Raw genomic sequence first — 18,012 nt, 5'->3', positions numbered from 1 at the left:
GACAGGTTCCAGATAACTCAACGTATTAGATAGATAAGGAATACCCCCATGTCAGAACGTTTCCCAAATGACGTGGATCCGATCGAAACTCGCGACTGGCTACAGGCGATCGAATCGGTCATCCGTGAAGAAGGTGTTGAGCGTGCTCAGTATCTGATCGACCAACTGCTTTCAGAAGCCCGCAAAGGCGGCGTGAAAGTAGCGGCAGGTGCAGGGGCCAGCAATTATGTAAACACTATTGCCGTTGAAGATGAACCGGAATACCCGGGCAATCTGGAGCTGGAACGTCGTATTCGTTCTGCTATCCGCTGGAACGCCATCATGACCGTACTGCGTGCGTCTAAAAAGGACCTCGAGCTGGGTGGCCACATGGCATCCTTCCAGTCCTCCGCAACGGTATATGACGTTTGTTTCAACCACTTCTTCCGTGCACGCAATGAGCAGGATGGCGGCGACCTGATTTACTTCCAGGGCCACATCTCTCCGGGCATCTACGCTCGCGCATTCCTGGAAGGTCGTCTGACTGAAGAGCAGATGAACAACTTCCGTCAGGAAGTACATGGCAAAGGCCTGTCTTCCTACCCGCACCCGAAACTGATGCCTGAATTCTGGCAGTTCCCGACCGTATCTATGGGTCTGGGCCCAATCGGTGCTATCTACCAGGCTAAATTCCTGAAGTATCTGGAACACCGTGGCCTGAAAGATACCTCTAAACAAACCGTTTACGCCTTCCTGGGCGACGGTGAGATGGACGAGCCAGAATCTAAAGGTGCGATCACCATCGCCACCCGTGAAAAACTGGACAACCTGGTCTTTGTTATCAACTGTAACCTGCAGCGTCTTGACGGCCCGGTCACCGGTAACGGCAAGATTGTTAACGAACTGGAAGGCATCTTCGCAGGTGCTGGCTGGAATGTTATCAAAGTCATGTGGGGCGGTCGTTGGGATGAGCTGCTGCGTAAAGACACCAGCGGTAAACTGATCCAACTGATGAACGAAACCGTTGATGGCGACTACCAGACCTTCAAATCCAAAGACGGCGCATACGTACGTGAGCACTTCTTCGGTAAATACCCGGAAACCGCAGCGCTGGTTGCTGACTGGACTGACGAGCAGATTTGGGCTCTGAACCGCGGTGGTCACGATCCGAAGAAAGTCTACGCTGCACTGAAAAAAGCGCAGGAAACCAAAGGCAAAGCAACTGTAATCCTCGCCCATACCATCAAAGGTTACGGCATGGGTGACACCGCCGAAGGTAAAAACATCGCTCACCAGGTTAAGAAAATGAACATGGACGGCGTACGTTACATCCGCGACCGTTTCAACGTTCCTGTGACCGATGAGCAGGTTGAAAACCTGTCTTACATCACCTTCCCGGAAGGTTCTGAAGAGCACACCTATCTGCACGCTCAGCGTCAGAAACTGCACGGCTACCTGCCTGCTCGTCAGCCGAACTTCACCGAGAAGCTGGAACTGCCGGCTCTGGAAGACTTCGGTGCGCTGCTGGAAGAGCAGAACAAAGAAATCTCCACCACTATCGCTTTCGTTCGTGCCCTGAACGTGATGCTGAAGAACAAGTCGATCAAAGATCGTCTGGTGCCGATCATCGCTGACGAAGCGCGTACTTTCGGTATGGAAGGTCTGTTCCGTCAGATCGGTATCTACAGCCCGAACGGTCAGCAGTACACCCCGCAGGACCGTGAGCAGGTTGCTTACTATAAAGAAGACGAGAAAGGTCAGATCCTGCAGGAAGGTATCAACGAGCTGGGTGCTGGCGCATCCTGGCTGGCTGCTGCGACCTCTTACAGCACCAACGATCTGCCGATGATCCCGTTCTACATTTACTACTCCATGTTCGGGTTCCAGCGTATCGGTGACCTGTGCTGGCAGGCTGGCGACCAACAGGCTCGCGGCTTCCTGATCGGTGGTACTTCCGGTCGTACGACGCTTAACGGCGAAGGTCTGCAGCACGAAGATGGTCACAGCCATATTCAGTCTCTGACTATCCCGAACTGTATCTCTTACGATCCGTCTTACGCGTACGAAGTTGCGGTCATCATGCACGATGGTCTGGAGCGTATGTACGGTGAGAAACAAGAGAACGTTTACTACTACATCACCACGCTGAACGAAAACTACCACATGCCGGCAATGCCAGCAGGTGCCGAGGAAGGTATCCGTAAAGGTATCTACAAACTCGAAACCCTCGAAGGTAAGAAAGGTAAAGTTCAGCTGCTGGGCTCCGGTTCTATCCTGCGTCACGTCCGTGAAGCAGCACAGATCCTGGCGAACGACTACGGCGTAGGCTCTGACGTGTATAGCGTCACTTCCTTCACTGAACTGGCACGTGATGGCCAGGATTGTGAGCGCTGGAACATGCTGCACCCGATGGAAACGCCGCGCGTTCCGTACATCGCTCAGGTGATGAACGATGCGCCGGCAGTGGCATCTACTGACTATATGAAACTGTTTGCCGAACAGGTTCGTACTTATGTACCGGCTGATGACTATCGCGTACTGGGTACTGACGGCTTCGGTCGCTCTGACAGCCGTGAAAATCTGCGTCACCACTTCGAAGTTGATGCTTCCTATGTGGTTGTAGCGGCCCTGGGCGAACTGGCTAAACGTGGCGAAATCGATAAGAAAGTGGTTGCTGACGCAATCATCAAATTCAACATCGATGCAGATAAAGTTAACCCGCGTCTGGCGTAAGAGGTAAAAGAATAATGGCTATCGAAATCAATGTACCGGACATCGGGGCTGATGAAGTTGAAATCACCGAGATCCTGGTCAAAGTGGGCGACAAAGTTGAAGCTGAACAGTCGCTGATCACCGTAGAAGGCGACAAAGCCTCTATGGAAGTTCCGTCTCCTCAGGCTGGTATCGTTAAAGAGATCAAAGTCTCTGTTGGCGACAAAACTGAGACCGGCAAACTGATCATGATTTTCGATTCCGCCGACGGTGCAGCAGCAGCTGCACCTGCTCCGGCAGAAGAGAAGAAAGAAGCGGCTCCGGCAGCAGCACCTGCTGCTGCGGCAGCGAAAGACGTACACGTACCGGACATCGGCGGCGACGAAGTTGAAGTTACCGAGATCATGGTTAAAGTGGGCGACACCGTTGCGGCTGAACAGTCTCTGATCACCGTAGAAGGCGACAAGGCTTCCATGGAAGTTCCAGCGCCGTTCGCGGGCGTGGTGAAAGAGATCAAAATCAACACCGGCGATAAAGTGTCTACCGGCTCCCTGATTATGGTCTTCGAAGTGGCGGGCGCAGCGCCTGCTGCTGCTCCGGCTCAGGCTGCCGCTCCGGCAGCAGCGGCTCCGGCTGCTTCTGGTTCGAAAGAAGTTAACGTACCGGACATCGGCGGTGACGAAGTTGAAGTCACAGAAGTGATGGTGAAAGTGGGCGATAAAATTGCCGCTGAGCAGTCACTGATCACCGTAGAAGGCGACAAAGCCTCTATGGAAGTTCCGGCACCGTTCGCGGGTACCGTGAAAGAAATCAAAATCAGCACCGGCGACAAAGTTAAAACCGGTTCTCTGATTATGGTCTTCGAAGTAGAAGGCGCAGCACCGGCTGCTGCCCCTGCACAAGCCGCTGCTCCGGCTCCGGCCGCTGCACCTGCACAAGCCGCAGCGCCTGCTCCGGCCGCGAAAGCGGAAGGCAAATCTGAATTTGCTGAGAACGACGCTTACGTCCACGCTACGCCGCTGATTCGTCGCCTGGCGCGCGAATTCGGTGTGAACCTGGCGAAAGTGAAAGGGTCTGGCCGTAAAGGTCGTATCCTGCGTGAAGACGTTCAGGCTTACGTGAAAGATGCTATCAAGCGTGCTGAAGCGGCTCCGGCTGCAGCAGCAGGCGGCGGTATCCCGGGCATGCTGCCATGGCCGAAAGTGGACTTCAGCAAGTTTGGTGAAATCGAAGAAGTGGAACTGGGCCGTATCCAGAAAATCTCGGGTGCTAACCTGAGCCGTAACTGGGTGATGATCCCGCACGTTACTCACTTCGATAAGACCGATATCACCGATCTGGAAGCGTTCCGTAAACAGCAGAACGCCGAAGCTGAAAAACGTAAACTGGACGTGAAATTCACCCCAGTAGTCTTCATCATGAAAGCCGTTGCCGCAGCACTGGAACAGATGCCGCGCTTCAACAGCTCCCTGTCTGAAGACGGTCAGCGCCTGACCCTGAAGAAATACATCAACATCGGTGTAGCGGTAGATACGCCGAATGGTCTGGTTGTTCCGGTCTTCAAAGACGTGAACAAGAAGAGTATTACCGAGCTGTCTCGTGAACTGACCGTGATCTCCAAGAAAGCGCGTGATGGCAAGCTGACTGCTGGCGAAATGCAGGGCGGTTGCTTCACCATCTCCAGCATCGGCGGCCTGGGTACTACCCACTTCGCGCCGATTGTTAACGCGCCGGAAGTGGCTATCCTCGGTGTCTCCAAGTCCTCTATGGAGCCAGTGTGGAACGGTAAAGAGTTTATGCCGCGTCTGATGATGCCGATTTCGCTCTCCTTCGACCACCGTGTAATTGACGGTGCTGATGGTGCGCGCTTTATCACCATCATCAACAACATGCTGTCTGACATTCGCCGCCTGGTGATGTAAGCGAAAAAGCCGGCCCGACGGCCGGCTTTTTTCTGGTAATCTCATGAAGTCAGTGAGGTTATTGTGCGAAAGACAAATCGGTTGCCGTTTGTTGTTTCAAAATTGTTAACAATTTTGTAAAATACGGGCGGATAGAACGACCCGGTGGACGACGGGTATAAATTAAGAGGTCATGATGAGCACTGAAATCAAAACTCAGGTCGTGGTACTTGGGGCAGGCCCTGCAGGTTACTCTGCTGCCTTCCGTTGCGCAGATTTAGGTCTGGAGACCGTCATCGTAGAACGTTACAGCACCCTTGGTGGTGTTTGTCTGAACGTCGGCTGTATCCCTTCTAAAGCGCTGCTGCACGTAGCAAAAGTTATCGAAGAAGCCAAAGCGCTGGCTGAACACGGTATCGTTTTTGGCGAGCCGAAAACCGATATCGACAAGATTCGTACCTGGAAAGAAAAAGTTATCACTCAACTGACCGGCGGTCTGGCTGGTATGGCCAAAGGCCGTAAAGTGAAAGTGGTTAACGGTCTGGGTAAATTTACCGGGGCGAACACCCTGGAAGTTGAAGGCGAAAACGGCAAAACCGTGATCAACTTCGACAACGCAATCATCGCGGCGGGTTCCCGTCCGATCGAACTGCCGTTTATTCCGCATGAAGATCCGCGCGTGTGGGATTCCACCGATGCACTGGAACTGAAAACTGTTCCTAAGCGCCTGCTGGTTATGGGCGGCGGTATCATCGGTCTGGAAATGGGTACCGTGTACCATGCGCTGGGTTCAGAGATCGACGTGGTTGAAATGTTCGACCAGGTTATCCCGGCTGCCGATAAAGACGTGGTTAAAGTCTTCACCAAGCGCATCAGCAAGAAATTCAACCTGATGCTGGAAACCAAAGTGACCGCCGTTGAAGCGAAAGAAGACGGTATCTACGTTTCCATGGAAGGCAAAAAAGCGCCTGCTGAAGCTCAGCGTTACGATGCCGTGCTGGTAGCTATCGGTCGTGTACCGAACGGTAAAAACCTCGACGCGGGCAAAGCTGGCGTGGAAGTTGACGACCGTGGCTTCATCCGCGTTGACAAACAGCTGCGCACCAACGTGCCGCACATCTTTGCTATCGGCGATATCGTCGGTCAGCCGATGCTGGCGCACAAAGGTGTTCACGAAGGTCACGTTGCCGCTGAAGTTATCGCCGGTAAGAAACACTACTTCGATCCGAAAGTTATCCCATCCATCGCGTACACTGAACCAGAAGTGGCATGGGTTGGTCTGACCGAGAAAGAAGCGAAAGAAAAAGGCATTAGCTACGAAACCGCCACCTTCCCGTGGGCTGCTTCTGGCCGTGCTATCGCTTCCGACTGCGCAGACGGTATGACCAAACTGATTTTCGACAAAGAATCTCACCGTGTTATCGGTGGTGCGATTGTCGGTACCAACGGCGGCGAGCTGCTGGGCGAAATCGGTCTGGCGATCGAAATGGGTTGTGACGCTGAAGACATCGCGCTGACCATCCACGCGCACCCGACTCTGCACGAATCTGTGGGCCTGGCGGCAGAAGTGTTCGAAGGTAGCATCACCGACCTGCCAAACCCGAAAGCGAAGAAGAAGTAATCTTCCCGCTTTTGTGAAAACGCCTCTTCGGAGGCGTTTTTTTTGCCTTAAGATTCACCGCAATTTTCCCGGCAGTCTCTTAATGACGAGACAACCAATGCGTTGGCTGTTCAGGGCGCTACGGGATGCCAGGTTTTTTCAGGGCTGTACTCAGTCATCGCCTGTGCTTTCTGTTGTGATGCTTCGCCAAGGTTGGCCTGATAAACATTGTCATCGCCGCTAATCATAAAGCTCATCACTCCGGTGTGACCGTAGCTAATCGGCCATGCAATCATGGCGAAACCACTGGCTTTGTCCGGCAGTATGCGGAAACGATAACCGTGATAACCCGTGCCGGGTTCTTGTGGGCTGAAGGCGGGTCCCAGAGGGCTTGGCGCTTCGCCTGGTGTGACGGGCCAGTAAAGCCCATCTTTTTTACCTTCGCTACTGACAATTTTTTGCGCATACGATTTGTTCAGCGCGTAATAGCTTTGCTGCGCGTCAACGTAGGCGTGCAGCGCTTCGATGGCTGAAAGCTCGTTGCGACCGATCGTTCGAGTGAGGATCTCCTCCTGGGCTTCGGTCATATCGAACGCCCAACCTTTGCTGGTTTTCACCATCGGTATGGGTAACTGCCAGTCATCTTGCCCTACGTTGAGATGCGCCATATTGCCCTGCAGCACAATGTGATGGCTCACCTTCCAGTCGCGATTAAAGCGTGCCACTGCTTCCGGATCGGCCCCTTCTGGTGGCAAAAAATGTCGCCAGTTTTCACCCAGTAGCGCCGTGAGCTGCTTTTCATTTTGCTGCGCCACCGCAGCGGCAAATGCACTGGCCGCGTCTTCGGGGGAGGTGAACGCCTGTTGCGCATAGCTCACCAGCGGCAAGGAGAGCAACAGGGCGCTTAACATAATTTTTTTCATCATCGGCTCCGGTTAACGACGGCGAAATTCGTGGTGCTCAGAAAAATTTTTACGTGCCGCAGCGCGCTGCCCGCTGTTGAGGTTGCCCGCGCGACGGCTTTCCTGCCCACGCAGTTGCTGGGACTGCCACGACGGTGAGCGACTGTCATTCCCGCTGAAGACGTTTGAATGCGTATTCTGACGGGAGGCCAGACGTTGTTGCGAGTTGGATGATTCAACGCGTTGGCGAGCGGTTTCCCTTTGCTGCTGTGAAACCGGATGCTGCTGAGCTTTTGACTTCAGTTCAGAGCGGTGCTGCTGTTGCGTAGTGGATTTATTCAGCGTTTTCTGTGCTGCTTCACGACGGCTGTTGTTTTGTGTTTCGTCATAGCCACGATAGTTATTGCGCTGGGCAATTTGATTTAGCTGTGAAGAGGCTGCTTTGCGTTGAGCATCCCGCGATGTCTGACCCGACAAGTTTGCCGGGGAGGTCTGGCTACGCTGTTGGAACTGCGTCATTGCGGCCTGACGCTGGCTGTCTCGTGTGGCAGTGGTGGTCGGTGTATGTTGAGTGGCGCTTAATCCCCCGCTAACGTTGGTCTGATGAAAACGTTGTGCGACCGCGTCGTTCTGGTAAGGCACGCCGTTACGGTACGCAGGGTTATGCTGCCAGGCAATGTTTTGCCCTTTAAGGTTTTGTCCGGATATATGGTTGAAATTGTTAACATCAATATTGATGTTATCTCCGTTGTGCTGGTAGCCATTACCGCCGTGAGGGCCGTCATGGTCATGATAGTCATCATCATGGTGATGGTCGTCGTCATCCCAGTCGATGTTACTGAACAGTGCATACGTCGTCGCAACGCCCAGGCTATAGCCGAAACCTTTGACGAAGCTATCGGCAAACTGCTCGCCCGGAGGGGGCGGCAGATAGACAGGGGGGTAGGCGGTATTAGGCCAACTGCCGTAAACAACGGTTGGATTGTAGTTCGGCACATATACCACCTGTGGATCGGTCGGCTCAATTTTGATAACCGTCGAGGTGGGCGCGCTGCTGGTCACTTTCGTCGTTGATGATGACGGCGTCTGAATCACGGTTGTTTTCTGGGTGTTCGTGACCGTTTGCTGCGGAGTGGATTTTAGCGAGCCTGTTTGCTGAGCCAGCAAACGCAGGCGCTGTACGGCATCCATCACGTCCTGTGGTTGTGCCAGAAACGCATTCCCCAGGTTTTGTACCCAGTCAGGGTTTTCGCCCATCAAGGCCATCAATTGCGGAAATGCCACCAGCGACTTCACGCTGGGGTCCCATGACTGGCCGGACACTGCCTGAATGGCGGCGTCACCTTGCAGTGTCGGATTATCACGAGACCACTGAACCGCCTGCACCACGTTCGATGGATATGTTGAGGCCATCAGCACCTGAGACAGCAACGGGTCAGGGTAGAGCGCAACAGGGGCAACCCACTGATCGAGTTGAGCTGTGGTATACGTTGTTGGCGCAACCGGGGCTACTGCGGGAGCCGCCGCAACGGGCGGTTGAGGCGCTGCTGCCGGGGCAGGCTGAGAGGGGGCTTCTGGTGTGCGGCTGTTTACATACAGTACGCCCGCACCGACAAATAACCCTGCACTGCACGCCAGAGCAATGATATGGGGCTTAAAGGGCAACGTCATTTTATCTCTCCCGACTCATTAAGAATCGTCATAGTCATTATGCCTGCCGCCAGTGGGTGCAGTGTTCCGTGAGTATAAAGAGACAATAGTTTAATTTTTGACGAATCTTGGGATCGTTAACGCAAGTTTATTACCAGGGAACTAAATAATGTGACTAAACATTGCGGGCGAAATTATCATTCCCCTTCTGCCATGACGAAGAGCGTTAGACCATCCTTAACGATTCAGCCAATTTTTTATGTTGCTTTTTTGTAAACAGATTAACACCCAACGAAAATCCTGTTATTGTGCCTTTTGCGGTACCGGGCATTTACCCTACTAACTGCTGTCTCACAGGAGCGTGAAGAGAATCGCCCATATACAAAAGCGCCGCATTATGACAATGAGAGCGAGGAGATATCGTCGTGCTAGAAGAATACCGTAAGCACGTAGCTGAGCGTGCTGCCCAGGGGATTGTGCCGAAACCCTTAGACGCAACCCAAATGGCTGCACTTGTCGAGCTGCTGAAGACCCCGCCTGTGGGCGAAGAAGAATTCCTGTTAGACCTGTTGATTAACCGCGTTCCCCCTGGTGTAGATGAAGCCGCTTACGTTAAAGCCGGTTTTCTCGCCGCTGTCGCTAAAGGTGACACTACCTCTCCGCTGATCACGCCAGAAAAAGCCATTGAACTGCTGGGCACCATGCAGGGTGGTTACAACATTCATCCGCTGATCGACGCGCTGGATGATGCCAAACTGGCGCCGATTGCCGCCAAAGCGCTCTCTTCAACGCTGCTGATGTTCGATAACTTCTACGATGTGGAAGAAAAAGCCAAAGCGGGCAACGAATATGCGAAGCAGGTCATGCAGTCCTGGGCTGATGCCGAATGGTTCCTCAACCGTCCGGCTCTGGCTGAAAAAATCACCGTTACCGTCTTTAAAGTGACCGGTGAAACCAACACCGATGACCTCTCTCCGGCACCGGACGCATGGTCTCGCCCGGATATCCCGCTGCACGCGCTGGCGATGCTGAAAAACGCCCGCGAAGGTATCGAACCGGATCAGCCGGGCGTGGTAGGTCCGATCAAACAGGTCGAAGAACTGCAGAAAAAAGGTTACCCGCTGGCCTATGTGGGTGACGTTGTCGGTACTGGTTCTTCGCGTAAATCTGCGACCAACTCCGTGCTGTGGTTTATGGGTGATGATATTCCTCATGTACCGAACAAGCGCGGTGGTGGCTTGTGTCTGGGTGGCAAAATTGCACCTATTTTCTTCAACACTATGGAAGATGCGGGCGCGCTGCCAATTGAAGTGGACGTAAGCAACCTGAACATGGGCGACGTGATTGACGTTTACCCGTTCAAGGGCGAAGTGCGTAACCACGAAACCAACGAACTGCTGGCTACCTTCGAACTGAAAACCGATGTGCTGGTTGACGAAGTACGTGCCGGTGGCCGTATTCCGCTGATTATCGGTCGTGGCCTGACCACCAAAGCGCGTGAAGCGCTGGGGCTGCCGCACAGCGATGTATTCCGTCAGGCGAAAGATGTAGCGGAAAGCAGCCGCGGCTTCTCTCTGGCACAGAAAATGGTTGGCCGCGCATGTGGCGTAACCGGCGTCCGTCCGGGGGCCTACTGCGAACCGAAGATGACTTCCGTCGGCTCTCAGGATACCACTGGCCCAATGACCCGCGATGAACTGAAAGACCTGGCGTGCCTGGGCTTCTCTTCTGACCTGGTGATGCAGTCGTTCTGTCATACCGCTGCGTATCCGAAACCTGTTGACGTGACCACCCACCATACTCTGCCTGACTTCATCATGAACCGTGGCGGCGTGTCGCTGCGTCCGGGCGACGGCGTTATCCACTCCTGGTTGAACCGTATGCTGCTGCCGGATACCGTAGGTACCGGTGGTGACTCTCATACCCGTTTCCCGATCGGTATCTCTTTCCCGGCGGGTTCTGGTCTGGTGGCGTTTGCGGCTGCGACCGGCGTGATGCCGCTGGATATGCCGGAATCTGTTCTGGTGCGTTTCAAAGGCAAAATGCAGCCGGGTATCACCCTGCGTGACCTGGTTCACGCCATTCCGCTGTATGCGATCAAACAAGGTCTGCTGACCGTTGAGAAGAAAGGCAAGAAAAACATCTTCTCTGGCCGCATTCTGGAAATTGAAGGTCTGCCGGATCTGAAAGTTGAGCAAGCATTTGAACTGACCGATGCATCCGCTGAGCGTTCCGCTGCGGGTTGTACCATCAAGCTGAACAAAGAGCCGATCGTTGAATACCTCAGCTCTAACATCGTTCTGCTGAAATGGATGATCGCCGAAGGTTACGGCGATCGCCGTACGCTGGAACGTCGTGTGCAGGGCATGGAAAAATGGCTGGCGGATCCGCAGTTGCTGGAAGCTGATGCTGACGCAGAATACGCGGCAGTGATCGACATCGATCTGGCGGATATCAAAGAGCCGATCCTGTGCGCGCCGAACGATCCGGACGACGCGCGTCTGCTGTCTGACGTGCAGGGTGAGAAGATCGACGAAGTGTTCATCGGTTCCTGCATGACCAACATCGGTCACTTCCGTGCAGCGGGTAAGCTGCTGGATGCGCATAAGGGCCAGTTACCGACCCGTCTGTGGGTGGCTCCACCAACGCGTATGGATGCGGCACAGCTCACCGAGGAAGGCTATTACAGCGTCTTTGGTAAGAGCGGGGCGCGTATTGAGATCCCAGGCTGTTCATTGTGCATGGGTAACCAGGCGCGCGTGGCGGACAACTCAACCGTGGTGTCGACTTCTACTCGTAACTTCCCGAACCGTTTAGGGACTGGGGCGAACGTCTACCTGGCTTCTGCGGAGCTGGCAGCGGTCGCGGCACTGATTGGCAAACTGCCAACGCCGGAAGAGTATCAGACCTATGTGGCACAGGTAGATAAAACGGCTGTCGACACCTACCGTTATCTGAACTTCGACCAGCTGTCTCAGTACACTGAGAAAGCGGAAGGTGTGATTTTCCAGACGGCGGTATAATTCGCTAGCGCATTTTGCGCAAAAACGCATCAATGCCCGGAGAGGTCAGCTTCTTCGGGCATTTTTATTTCTATTCCTTATACCCGCTACGCTTTTTTTCTGCCGCGCTGCTGCGATAATTACAGCAAGGTGCAGTGCGGTATTGGCGCACTGCCGGGAGCAGAGGAACACATTATGGATTACGAATTTCTGCGCGATATTACCGGAGTGGTAAAGGTGCGTATGTCCATGGGCCACGAAGTGGTGGGGCACTGGTTTAATGAAGAAGTGAAAGATAACCTGGCCTTACTTGATGAAGTGGAACAGGCGGCGCGTGCGGTAAAAGGCAGTGAACGTTCCTGGCAGCGAGCAGGGCATGAATACACGCTCTGGCTGGATGGCGAAGAGGTTATGGTTCGCGCCAATCAACTGGAGTTCACGGGCGATGAAATGGAAGAAGGAATGAATTACTACGACGAAGAGAGTTTATCTCTGTGCGGCGTTGAAGATTTCTTGCAGGTGGTTGCCGCGTATCGTGAATTTGTGCAACAGCGTTAATTCGCACTCGGCTCTGCCGGGGGGCGCTGCGTTTACCCGGCCTGGCGCAACGATGTCATTCCCGGTTCGTAGGCCCGATAAACGTAGCGCCATCGGGCACGGTGCCTTATTTAACGTAAGCCAACAGGCTTAAGGAGTCGCGCGCCAGCGCTTTGCATTTCTTTGCCGTAGGGATGCCGATACCGCTGAGATCGCGATAGCTGTCTTCACCGAGTGCTTTCATATTGAAGGTGTCGTAGTTACTGAGGTCCCACTGGTTCTGTTGAGCAAAAAAGACCAGTGCGCGACGTATCTGCCCGTTGGGCAAATTCTGGTATCCACAGTCATTTTTCAGAAAAACAAAAACTGCCGTTAAATCGGCCATATCTTCGGCTTCGGACTCACTCAGCGCATAGCTGTTTGCGCATACGGCCATCAGGCTGCCGAACAAAACTGTTCTGAAAAACGTCTTCATTGCTTCTACCACTGCATCACGGAAATTAAACGTTAGCATACTGCGAGCGAAGCGACGACCTTTATTATCAGCCGTTCACTTGACCTTCCCGTAGGGGGAGGGCTTATGCTTAAAAGATAGCCTGCTTAAGCTGCTGAATATAAGGAAATGAATATGCAACGTCGTGACTTTTTAAAGTATTCCGTGGCGCTGGGCGTCGCGTCAGCTTTACCTTTGTGGAGCCGCACCGCTTTTGCGGCTGACCGTCCTGCGTTACCCATTCCAGACCTGTTAACTGCGGATGCTTCTAATCGCATACAGCTGATTGTGAAAGCCGGGCAGTCGACGTTTGCGGGGAAAACCGCCACCACCTGGGGATATAACGGTAACCTGCTCGGACCCGCAGTAAAACTGAATACAGGTCAGGCGGTGAGCGTGGATATCCATAATCAGCTGGCCGAAGAGACGACGTTGCACTGGCATGGGCTGGAAATCCCTGGAGAAGTCGATGGCGGGCCGCAAGGTGTTATTCCGGCGGGCGGGAAGCGTTCAGTGACCTTTACCCCCGCGCAACGGGCTGCAACCTGTTGGTTCCATCCGCATCAACACGGGAAAACCGGACGTCAGGTTGCGATGGGCCTGGCTGGGTTGGTACTGATTGAAGATGACGAGATCCGCAAACTATTGCTACCGAAGCAGTGGGGTATCGACGATGTGCCGGTGATTATTCAGGACAAACAGTTTTCCGCTGACGGACAAATTAATTATCAGCTGGATATGATGACCGCCGCCGTCGGTTGGTTTGGCGATACGCTGCTAACCAATGGGACGATTTACCCACAACATGCCGCGCCTCGCGGCTGGTTGCGCCTGCGTCTGCTGAATGGCTGTAACGCACGCTCACTGAATATCGCGGCTAGCGATAACCGTCCCCTGTACGTGATTGCCAGTGATGGTGGATTGTTAGCTGAGCCGGTAAAAGTGACCGAACTACCGATGCTGATGGGTGAGCGTTTTGAAGTATTGGTGGATGTGAGCGACGGAAAAGCTTTCGATCTGGTCACATTGCCTGTCAGTCAGATGGGGATGGCGATCGCGCCATTTGATAAGCCACATCCGGTGATGCGCGTTCAGCCGCTGCTGATTACCGCCTCCGGCACGCTGCCGGATACGCTGACAGCTATGCCGGCGCTGCCGTCGCTTGATGGGGTGACGGTACGCAAACTGCAGTTGTCTATGGATCCGATGCTCGACATGATGGGCATGCAAATGCTGATGAAGAAATACGGCGGGCAGGCCATGGCAGGGATGGATCATGGGCAGATGATGGGCCATATGAATAACGACAATATGGGCCACGGAAACATGGATCATGACAATATGAACCACGGTGAGATGGGGAATATGCAGCATGGCGGCATGGGCAACATGAAGCAGGATGGCACATTCGATTTCCATAATGCCAACCGGATTAACGGGCTGGCGTTTGATATGAATAAACCGATGTTTGCCGCGACGAAAGGCCAGCATGAACGCTGGGTCATTTCTGGTCAGGGCGACATGATGCTGCACCCGTTCCACATTCACGGCACGCAGTTCCGCATTTTGTCTGAAAATGGCAAAGCGCCTGCTGCGCACCGTACGGGATGGAAAGACACTGTGCGGGTAGAGGGCGGCGTCAGCGAGGTACTGGTGAAGTTTGACCACGATGCGCCGAAAGAACATGCCTATATGGCGCACTGCCATCTGCTGGAGCACGAAGACACCGGCATGATGCTCGGTTTTACGGTTTAAACAACGACGTCTCTGCGCTTGCCCGGCCTGCAGGATATTTCTTGTCGGCTGGGTAAGGCACATCCCCTGCATATTCTGCCATTGAACATAAAGTAATCGCCTTTGGGGCCGATAATCATCACATACCCAATGTGAGTTCAATGGATGAAAAAACGTGATTAAACATATTCGTGTTATTACCGGTATTCTGCTGGTTCTCGCCATTTTCTGTTTACTGCAGGCCGTTACGGGAAGCCTGTTTTACTCTGCGGTAAACAATGACAGGCATAATTTCCAGAACTCAGGCACCCTCAACGCTCAGCAAGAAAATCTGAGTGACAGCGTCAATACGTTGATTAAAACCCGTGTTACGGTGACGCGCGTCGCCATCCGCTTTTTAAAAAATCAGCGCGATCCCGCCTCGTTGGCCGCGATCAACACGCTGCTCAATACCGCCAGTGATTCAATGAAGAAGGCCGAAGGCTATTTCGCCCAGTATCAGGGATTACCGCAGGTGACAGGGCAAGATCCGCAGATCGCCAGTGAAATGGAAAAGCAGTATCGCCAGATGCACGAAGTGATGAAATTATCGATTGAGTATCTGCGAGCGAATAACTATCAGGCTTATGGCGATCTTGATGCCCAGAAAGCGCAGGATGAGATGGAAACGAGCTATGAGCACTGGCGAAACGAGAATAATGCGCTGCTGCAGCATGCTGCTGCGGAGAATCAGCTTAGTTTTTCCCGTATGCAGTGGACACTGGGAGGCATCGTTCTGGTTGTGCTGATCGTTCTGGGCATGATCTGGAGCGGGTTGCAACACATCCTGCTTAAACCGCTGGCGCAGATTATGGAGCATATTCGCGTCATTACCGGTGGAGACTTAACCCATAAGCTCAATGTTGAAGGTCGCAACGAAATGGGCCGACTGGCGATGGGGTTGGAAGAGATGCAACAGTCGCTGATTTCGACAGTCACTGCCGTACGCAATAGCTCGGAGTCAATTCATACCGGGGCCGCTGAAATATCCTCGGGCAACAACGACCTTTCTTCGCGCACCGAGCAGCAGGCGGCCTCGCTTGAGGAAACGGCCGCCAGCATGGAGCAGTTGACCGCGACAGTGAAGCAGAATACGGACAATGCGAAACAGGCAACCCAATTGGCGAAAAACGCCTCTGATACTGCCGCTCGCGGTGGTCGTGTTGTTGATACCGTTGTGCATACGATGAGTGAAATAGCGGACAGCTCGCAGCAAATCGCGCAGATCACGAACGTTATCGACAGTATTGCCTTCCAGACCAACATTCTGGCGCTGAACGCCGCGGTAGAAGCGGCCAGAGCCGGAGAGCAGGGGCGCGGTTTTGCGGTTGTGGCAGGTGAAGTCCGGACTCTGGCAAGCCGTAGTGCCCAGGCAGCAAAAGAGATCAAAGCGCTGATTGATAATTCAACCCACTGTGTAGGCATGGGATCGCAGCAGGTTTCGGATGCCGGTAAAACCATGGCAGAAATTGTCGCGGCGGTGACCCGTGTGACCGATATCATGGGCGAAATTGCGTCTGCTTCTGAAGAGCAGAGTCGGGGGATTGAACAGGTTAGCCTCGCGGTTTCGCAGATGGACAGCGTGACCCAGCAAAACGCCGCGCTGGTGGAGGAGTCTGCGGCGGCGGCGGCCTCTCTGGAGCAACAGGCCGAGCAGTTGCGGCAGGCCGTTGCGGTATTTCGTATTACCCGCGAGAAGGCGGTGAGTGGGGCTCGAAAACCACTGCAGGACGCTCCGCGCCAGGATCGCGTTGTCTCTACTACCCAGGATCAACATTGGGAAACGTTCTGACCTGAAAAAGTCCGATTTTGCTCACGCTAAAAGCCGGGTTCGTTGCCCGGCTTTCGTGTATTCAGAGCGCGTTAAAATGCGTGCGCAGGCTCTCTGAGTAACTATCAGAGGAATGCGGTCTCTTTGCTGGTATACTTCATCCACTGAATTGTTTGTATGCTGTCGCAAGTTTTGTGGTTAGTGCGAGCCACCGTCTCTTTGGCGGTGTATCAAGGTAAGTGCTTTCTTTCGATTTGCATGATGTGTTAACTGATAAAAATCAGTGAGTTATTTCTTTTATGAAACATACTGTAGAAGTCATGATCCCGGAAGCGGAGATCAAAGCGCGTATTGCCGAACTGGGACGTCAGATTAACGAGCGTTACAAGGACAGCGGCAGTGATATGGTGCTGGTAGGCCTGTTACGCGGTTCATTTATGTTTATGGCTGACCTGTGCCGTGAAGTGCATGTCTCCCACGAAGTCGATTTCATGACCGCCTCCAGCTACGGCAGCGGAATGTCCACCACGCGTGATGTTAAAATCCTCAAAGACCTGGATGAAGACATTCGTGGCAAAGACGTGCTGATTGTTGAGGACATCATCGACTCCGGCAACACGCTGTCAAAAGTGCGTGAAATCCTGAGCCTGCGTGAACCTAAATCTCTGGCGATTTGTACGTTGCTGGATAAACCTTCTCGCCGTGAAGTGAACGTACCGGTCGAGTTTATCGGTTTTTCCATTCCAGATGAGTTCGTTGTTGGCTACGGCATTGACTATGCACAACGTTATCGCCATCTGCCGTATGTTGGCAAAGTGGTGTTGCTGGACGAGTAATGGGCTGGAGCGCCTGATGGCGCTTCGCTTATCAGGCCTGCGGCGCTGATTTGTAGGCCGGGTAAGGCGTAGCCGCCACCCGGCAATATCACCTTACTTATGGTTGCTGTGCTTCTGGCTGAGGTTCGACAACCCCTGTCGGTAGCGTTGCTCCAGTGTTTCGCGGCTGGTAGCCGTGACGTCCAGATCGCGCAGCAGACCATCATGAATACCGTAAGCCCAGCCGTGAATTGTCACTTTCTGACCGCGTTTCCAGGCTGAACGCATAATGGTTGAGTGGCCCAGGTTATAGACCTGCTCCATAACATTCAGTTCGCACAGGGTGTCCATGCGACGTTCCTGCGGCATTTCGCCCAGCAGTGAGCTGTGTTTAAACCAGATATCGCGGATATGCAGCAACCAGTTATCAATCAGCCCCTGTTCTTTATTTTCAATAGCCGCCTGGACGCCGCCGCAACCATAGTGGCCACAAATAATAATGTGTTCCACTTCCAGCACATCCACCGCATACTGAACCACTGAGAGACAGTTCAGGTCGGTGTGAATGACCAGATTAGCAACATTACGGTGAACAAACAGTTCACCCGGTTCAAGACCGGTTAAACGTTCAGCGGGAACGCGGCTATCGGAACATCCAATCCATAGAAAACGCGGATTCTGCGCATGCGTCAGCGTTTCAAAAAATCCGGGATCCTCTTCTATCAGCATCTTTGACCATAGTGCATTGTTGCTGATGAGTGTATCTATGTCTTTCATGGAGTTGTACAACCCGAAGCCAGATAAATTCGATGGGCTAATATAGGGTAACTCCGGCATTATTTAAACTATATATAAAATGTCAGAACGTAAGGTAAGT

12 protein-coding genes are annotated in these 18,012 nt (G+C 53.3%); 8 read left to right on the top strand and 4 right to left on the bottom strand.

Annotation, left to right across the window (positions count from 1 at the left end; genetic code table 11):
• Nucleotides 1-48: 48 nt before the first annotated feature.
• From aceE to lpdA, 3 genes are all read left to right on the top strand, one after another.
• On the top strand, nt 49-2,712 hold the full coding sequence (gene aceE, locus SK32_RS12115; protein WP_040229997.1) for a pyruvate dehydrogenase (acetyl-transferring), homodimeric type: 2,664 nt from the start codon (nt 49-51) through the stop codon (nt 2,710-2,712).
• A gap of 14 nt (nt 2,713-2,726) precedes the next feature.
• On the top strand, nt 2,727-4,613 hold the full coding sequence (gene aceF, locus SK32_RS12110) for a pyruvate dehydrogenase complex dihydrolipoyllysine-residue acetyltransferase (protein WP_048212677.1): 1,887 nt from the start codon (nt 2,727-2,729) through the stop codon (nt 4,611-4,613).
• A 175-nt stretch (nt 4,614-4,788) separates the two neighbouring features.
• Entirely contained in the window at nt 4,789-6,213 is a 1,425-nt protein-coding gene (gene lpdA, locus SK32_RS12105) for a dihydrolipoyl dehydrogenase (RefSeq protein WP_003018686.1), read from the top strand.
• Nucleotides 6,214-6,323: 110 nt separating this feature from the next.
• Here lpdA and SK32_RS12100 read toward each other — a convergent pair whose 3' ends face one another.
• Complete coding sequence (locus tag SK32_RS12100) at nt 6,324-7,118, bottom strand: DUF2950 family protein (RefSeq protein WP_048212676.1); 795 nt, start codon at nt 7,116-7,118, stop codon at nt 6,324-6,326.
• A gap of 9 nt (nt 7,119-7,127) precedes the next feature.
• Nucleotides 7,128-8,765: a DUF3300 domain-containing protein gene (locus tag SK32_RS12095; protein WP_048212675.1), complete on the bottom strand. Its 1,638-nt coding sequence runs from the start codon at nt 8,763-8,765 to the stop codon at nt 7,128-7,130.
• Nucleotides 8,766-9,169: 404 nt separating this feature from the next.
• Here SK32_RS12095 and acnB point away from each other — a divergent pair, with 404 nt between their 5' ends.
• Nucleotides 9,170-11,767: a bifunctional aconitate hydratase 2/2-methylisocitrate dehydratase gene (gene acnB / locus SK32_RS12090; protein WP_048212674.1), complete on the top strand. Its 2,598-nt coding sequence runs from the start codon at nt 9,170-9,172 to the stop codon at nt 11,765-11,767.
• A gap of 174 nt (nt 11,768-11,941) precedes the next feature.
• The gene (gene yacL, locus SK32_RS12085; RefSeq protein ID WP_048212673.1) at nt 11,942-12,304 is read left to right on the top strand and encodes a protein YacL; all 363 of its coding nucleotides are present in this window, start codon (nt 11,942-11,944) and stop codon (nt 12,302-12,304) included.
• 106 nt (nt 12,305-12,410) lie between these two features.
• Here yacL and SK32_RS12080 read toward each other — a convergent pair whose 3' ends face one another.
• Complete coding sequence (locus SK32_RS12080) at nt 12,411-12,758, bottom strand: YacC family pilotin-like protein (protein WP_003018667.1); 348 nt, start codon at nt 12,756-12,758, stop codon at nt 12,411-12,413.
• Between the two features lie 153 nt (nt 12,759-12,911).
• On the opposite strand from SK32_RS12080, the gene cueO reads away from it, so the two are divergent.
• From cueO to hpt, 3 genes are all read left to right on the top strand, one after another.
• Nucleotides 12,912-14,531: a multicopper oxidase CueO gene (cueO, locus tag SK32_RS12075; protein WP_048212672.1), complete on the top strand. Its 1,620-nt coding sequence runs from the start codon at nt 12,912-12,914 to the stop codon at nt 14,529-14,531.
• Between the two features lie 154 nt (nt 14,532-14,685).
• Nucleotides 14,686-16,341: a methyl-accepting chemotaxis citrate transducer gene (tcp, locus tag SK32_RS12070; protein ID WP_048212671.1), complete on the top strand. Its 1,656-nt coding sequence runs from the start codon at nt 14,686-14,688 to the stop codon at nt 16,339-16,341.
• A 278-nt stretch (nt 16,342-16,619) separates the two neighbouring features.
• The gene (gene hpt, locus SK32_RS12065) at nt 16,620-17,156 is read left to right on the top strand and encodes a hypoxanthine phosphoribosyltransferase (RefSeq protein WP_003018658.1); all 537 of its coding nucleotides are present in this window, start codon (nt 16,620-16,622) and stop codon (nt 17,154-17,156) included.
• 93 nt (nt 17,157-17,249) lie between these two features.
• Here hpt and can read toward each other — a convergent pair whose 3' ends face one another.
• Complete coding sequence (can, locus tag SK32_RS12060; RefSeq protein WP_008786227.1) at nt 17,250-17,912, bottom strand: carbonate dehydratase; 663 nt, start codon at nt 17,910-17,912, stop codon at nt 17,250-17,252.
• Between the last annotated feature and the right edge of the window lie 100 nt (nt 17,913-18,012).

The organism is Citrobacter sp. MGH100, from assembly GCF_001034465.1.
In the GTDB taxonomy this organism is placed as follows: domain Bacteria; phylum Pseudomonadota; class Gammaproteobacteria; order Enterobacterales; family Enterobacteriaceae; genus Citrobacter; species Citrobacter youngae.
Note: the sequence above shows the minus strand (reverse complement) of the source record. Positions and strands in the feature narration are given on the sequence as shown.

What these genes read in the sequence shown, in the direction of transcription:
- SK32_RS12080 (WP_003018667.1), bottom strand. Translation starts at nt 12,758, where the DNA reads ATGAAGACGTTTTTCAGAACAGTTTTGTTCGGCAGCCTGATGGCCGTA.
- yacL (WP_048212673.1), top strand. Translation starts at nt 11,942, where the DNA reads ATGGATTACGAATTTCTGCGCGATATTACCGGAGTGGTAAAGGTGCGT.
- aceF (WP_048212677.1), top strand. Translation starts at nt 2,727, where the DNA reads ATGGCTATCGAAATCAATGTACCGGACATCGGGGCTGATGAAGTTGAA.
- SK32_RS12095 (WP_048212675.1), bottom strand. Translation starts at nt 8,765, where the DNA reads ATGACGTTGCCCTTTAAGCCCCATATCATTGCTCTGGCGTGCAGTGCA.
- can (WP_008786227.1), bottom strand. Translation starts at nt 17,912, where the DNA reads ATGAAAGACATAGATACACTCATCAGCAACAATGCACTATGGTCAAAG.
- SK32_RS12100 (WP_048212676.1), bottom strand. Translation starts at nt 7,118, where the DNA reads ATGATGAAAAAAATTATGTTAAGCGCCCTGTTGCTCTCCTTGCCGCTG.
- lpdA (WP_003018686.1), top strand. Translation starts at nt 4,789, where the DNA reads ATGAGCACTGAAATCAAAACTCAGGTCGTGGTACTTGGGGCAGGCCCT.
- cueO (WP_048212672.1), top strand. Translation starts at nt 12,912, where the DNA reads ATGCAACGTCGTGACTTTTTAAAGTATTCCGTGGCGCTGGGCGTCGCG.
- aceE (WP_040229997.1), top strand. Translation starts at nt 49, where the DNA reads ATGTCAGAACGTTTCCCAAATGACGTGGATCCGATCGAAACTCGCGAC.
- hpt (WP_003018658.1), top strand. Translation starts at nt 16,620, where the DNA reads ATGAAACATACTGTAGAAGTCATGATCCCGGAAGCGGAGATCAAAGCG.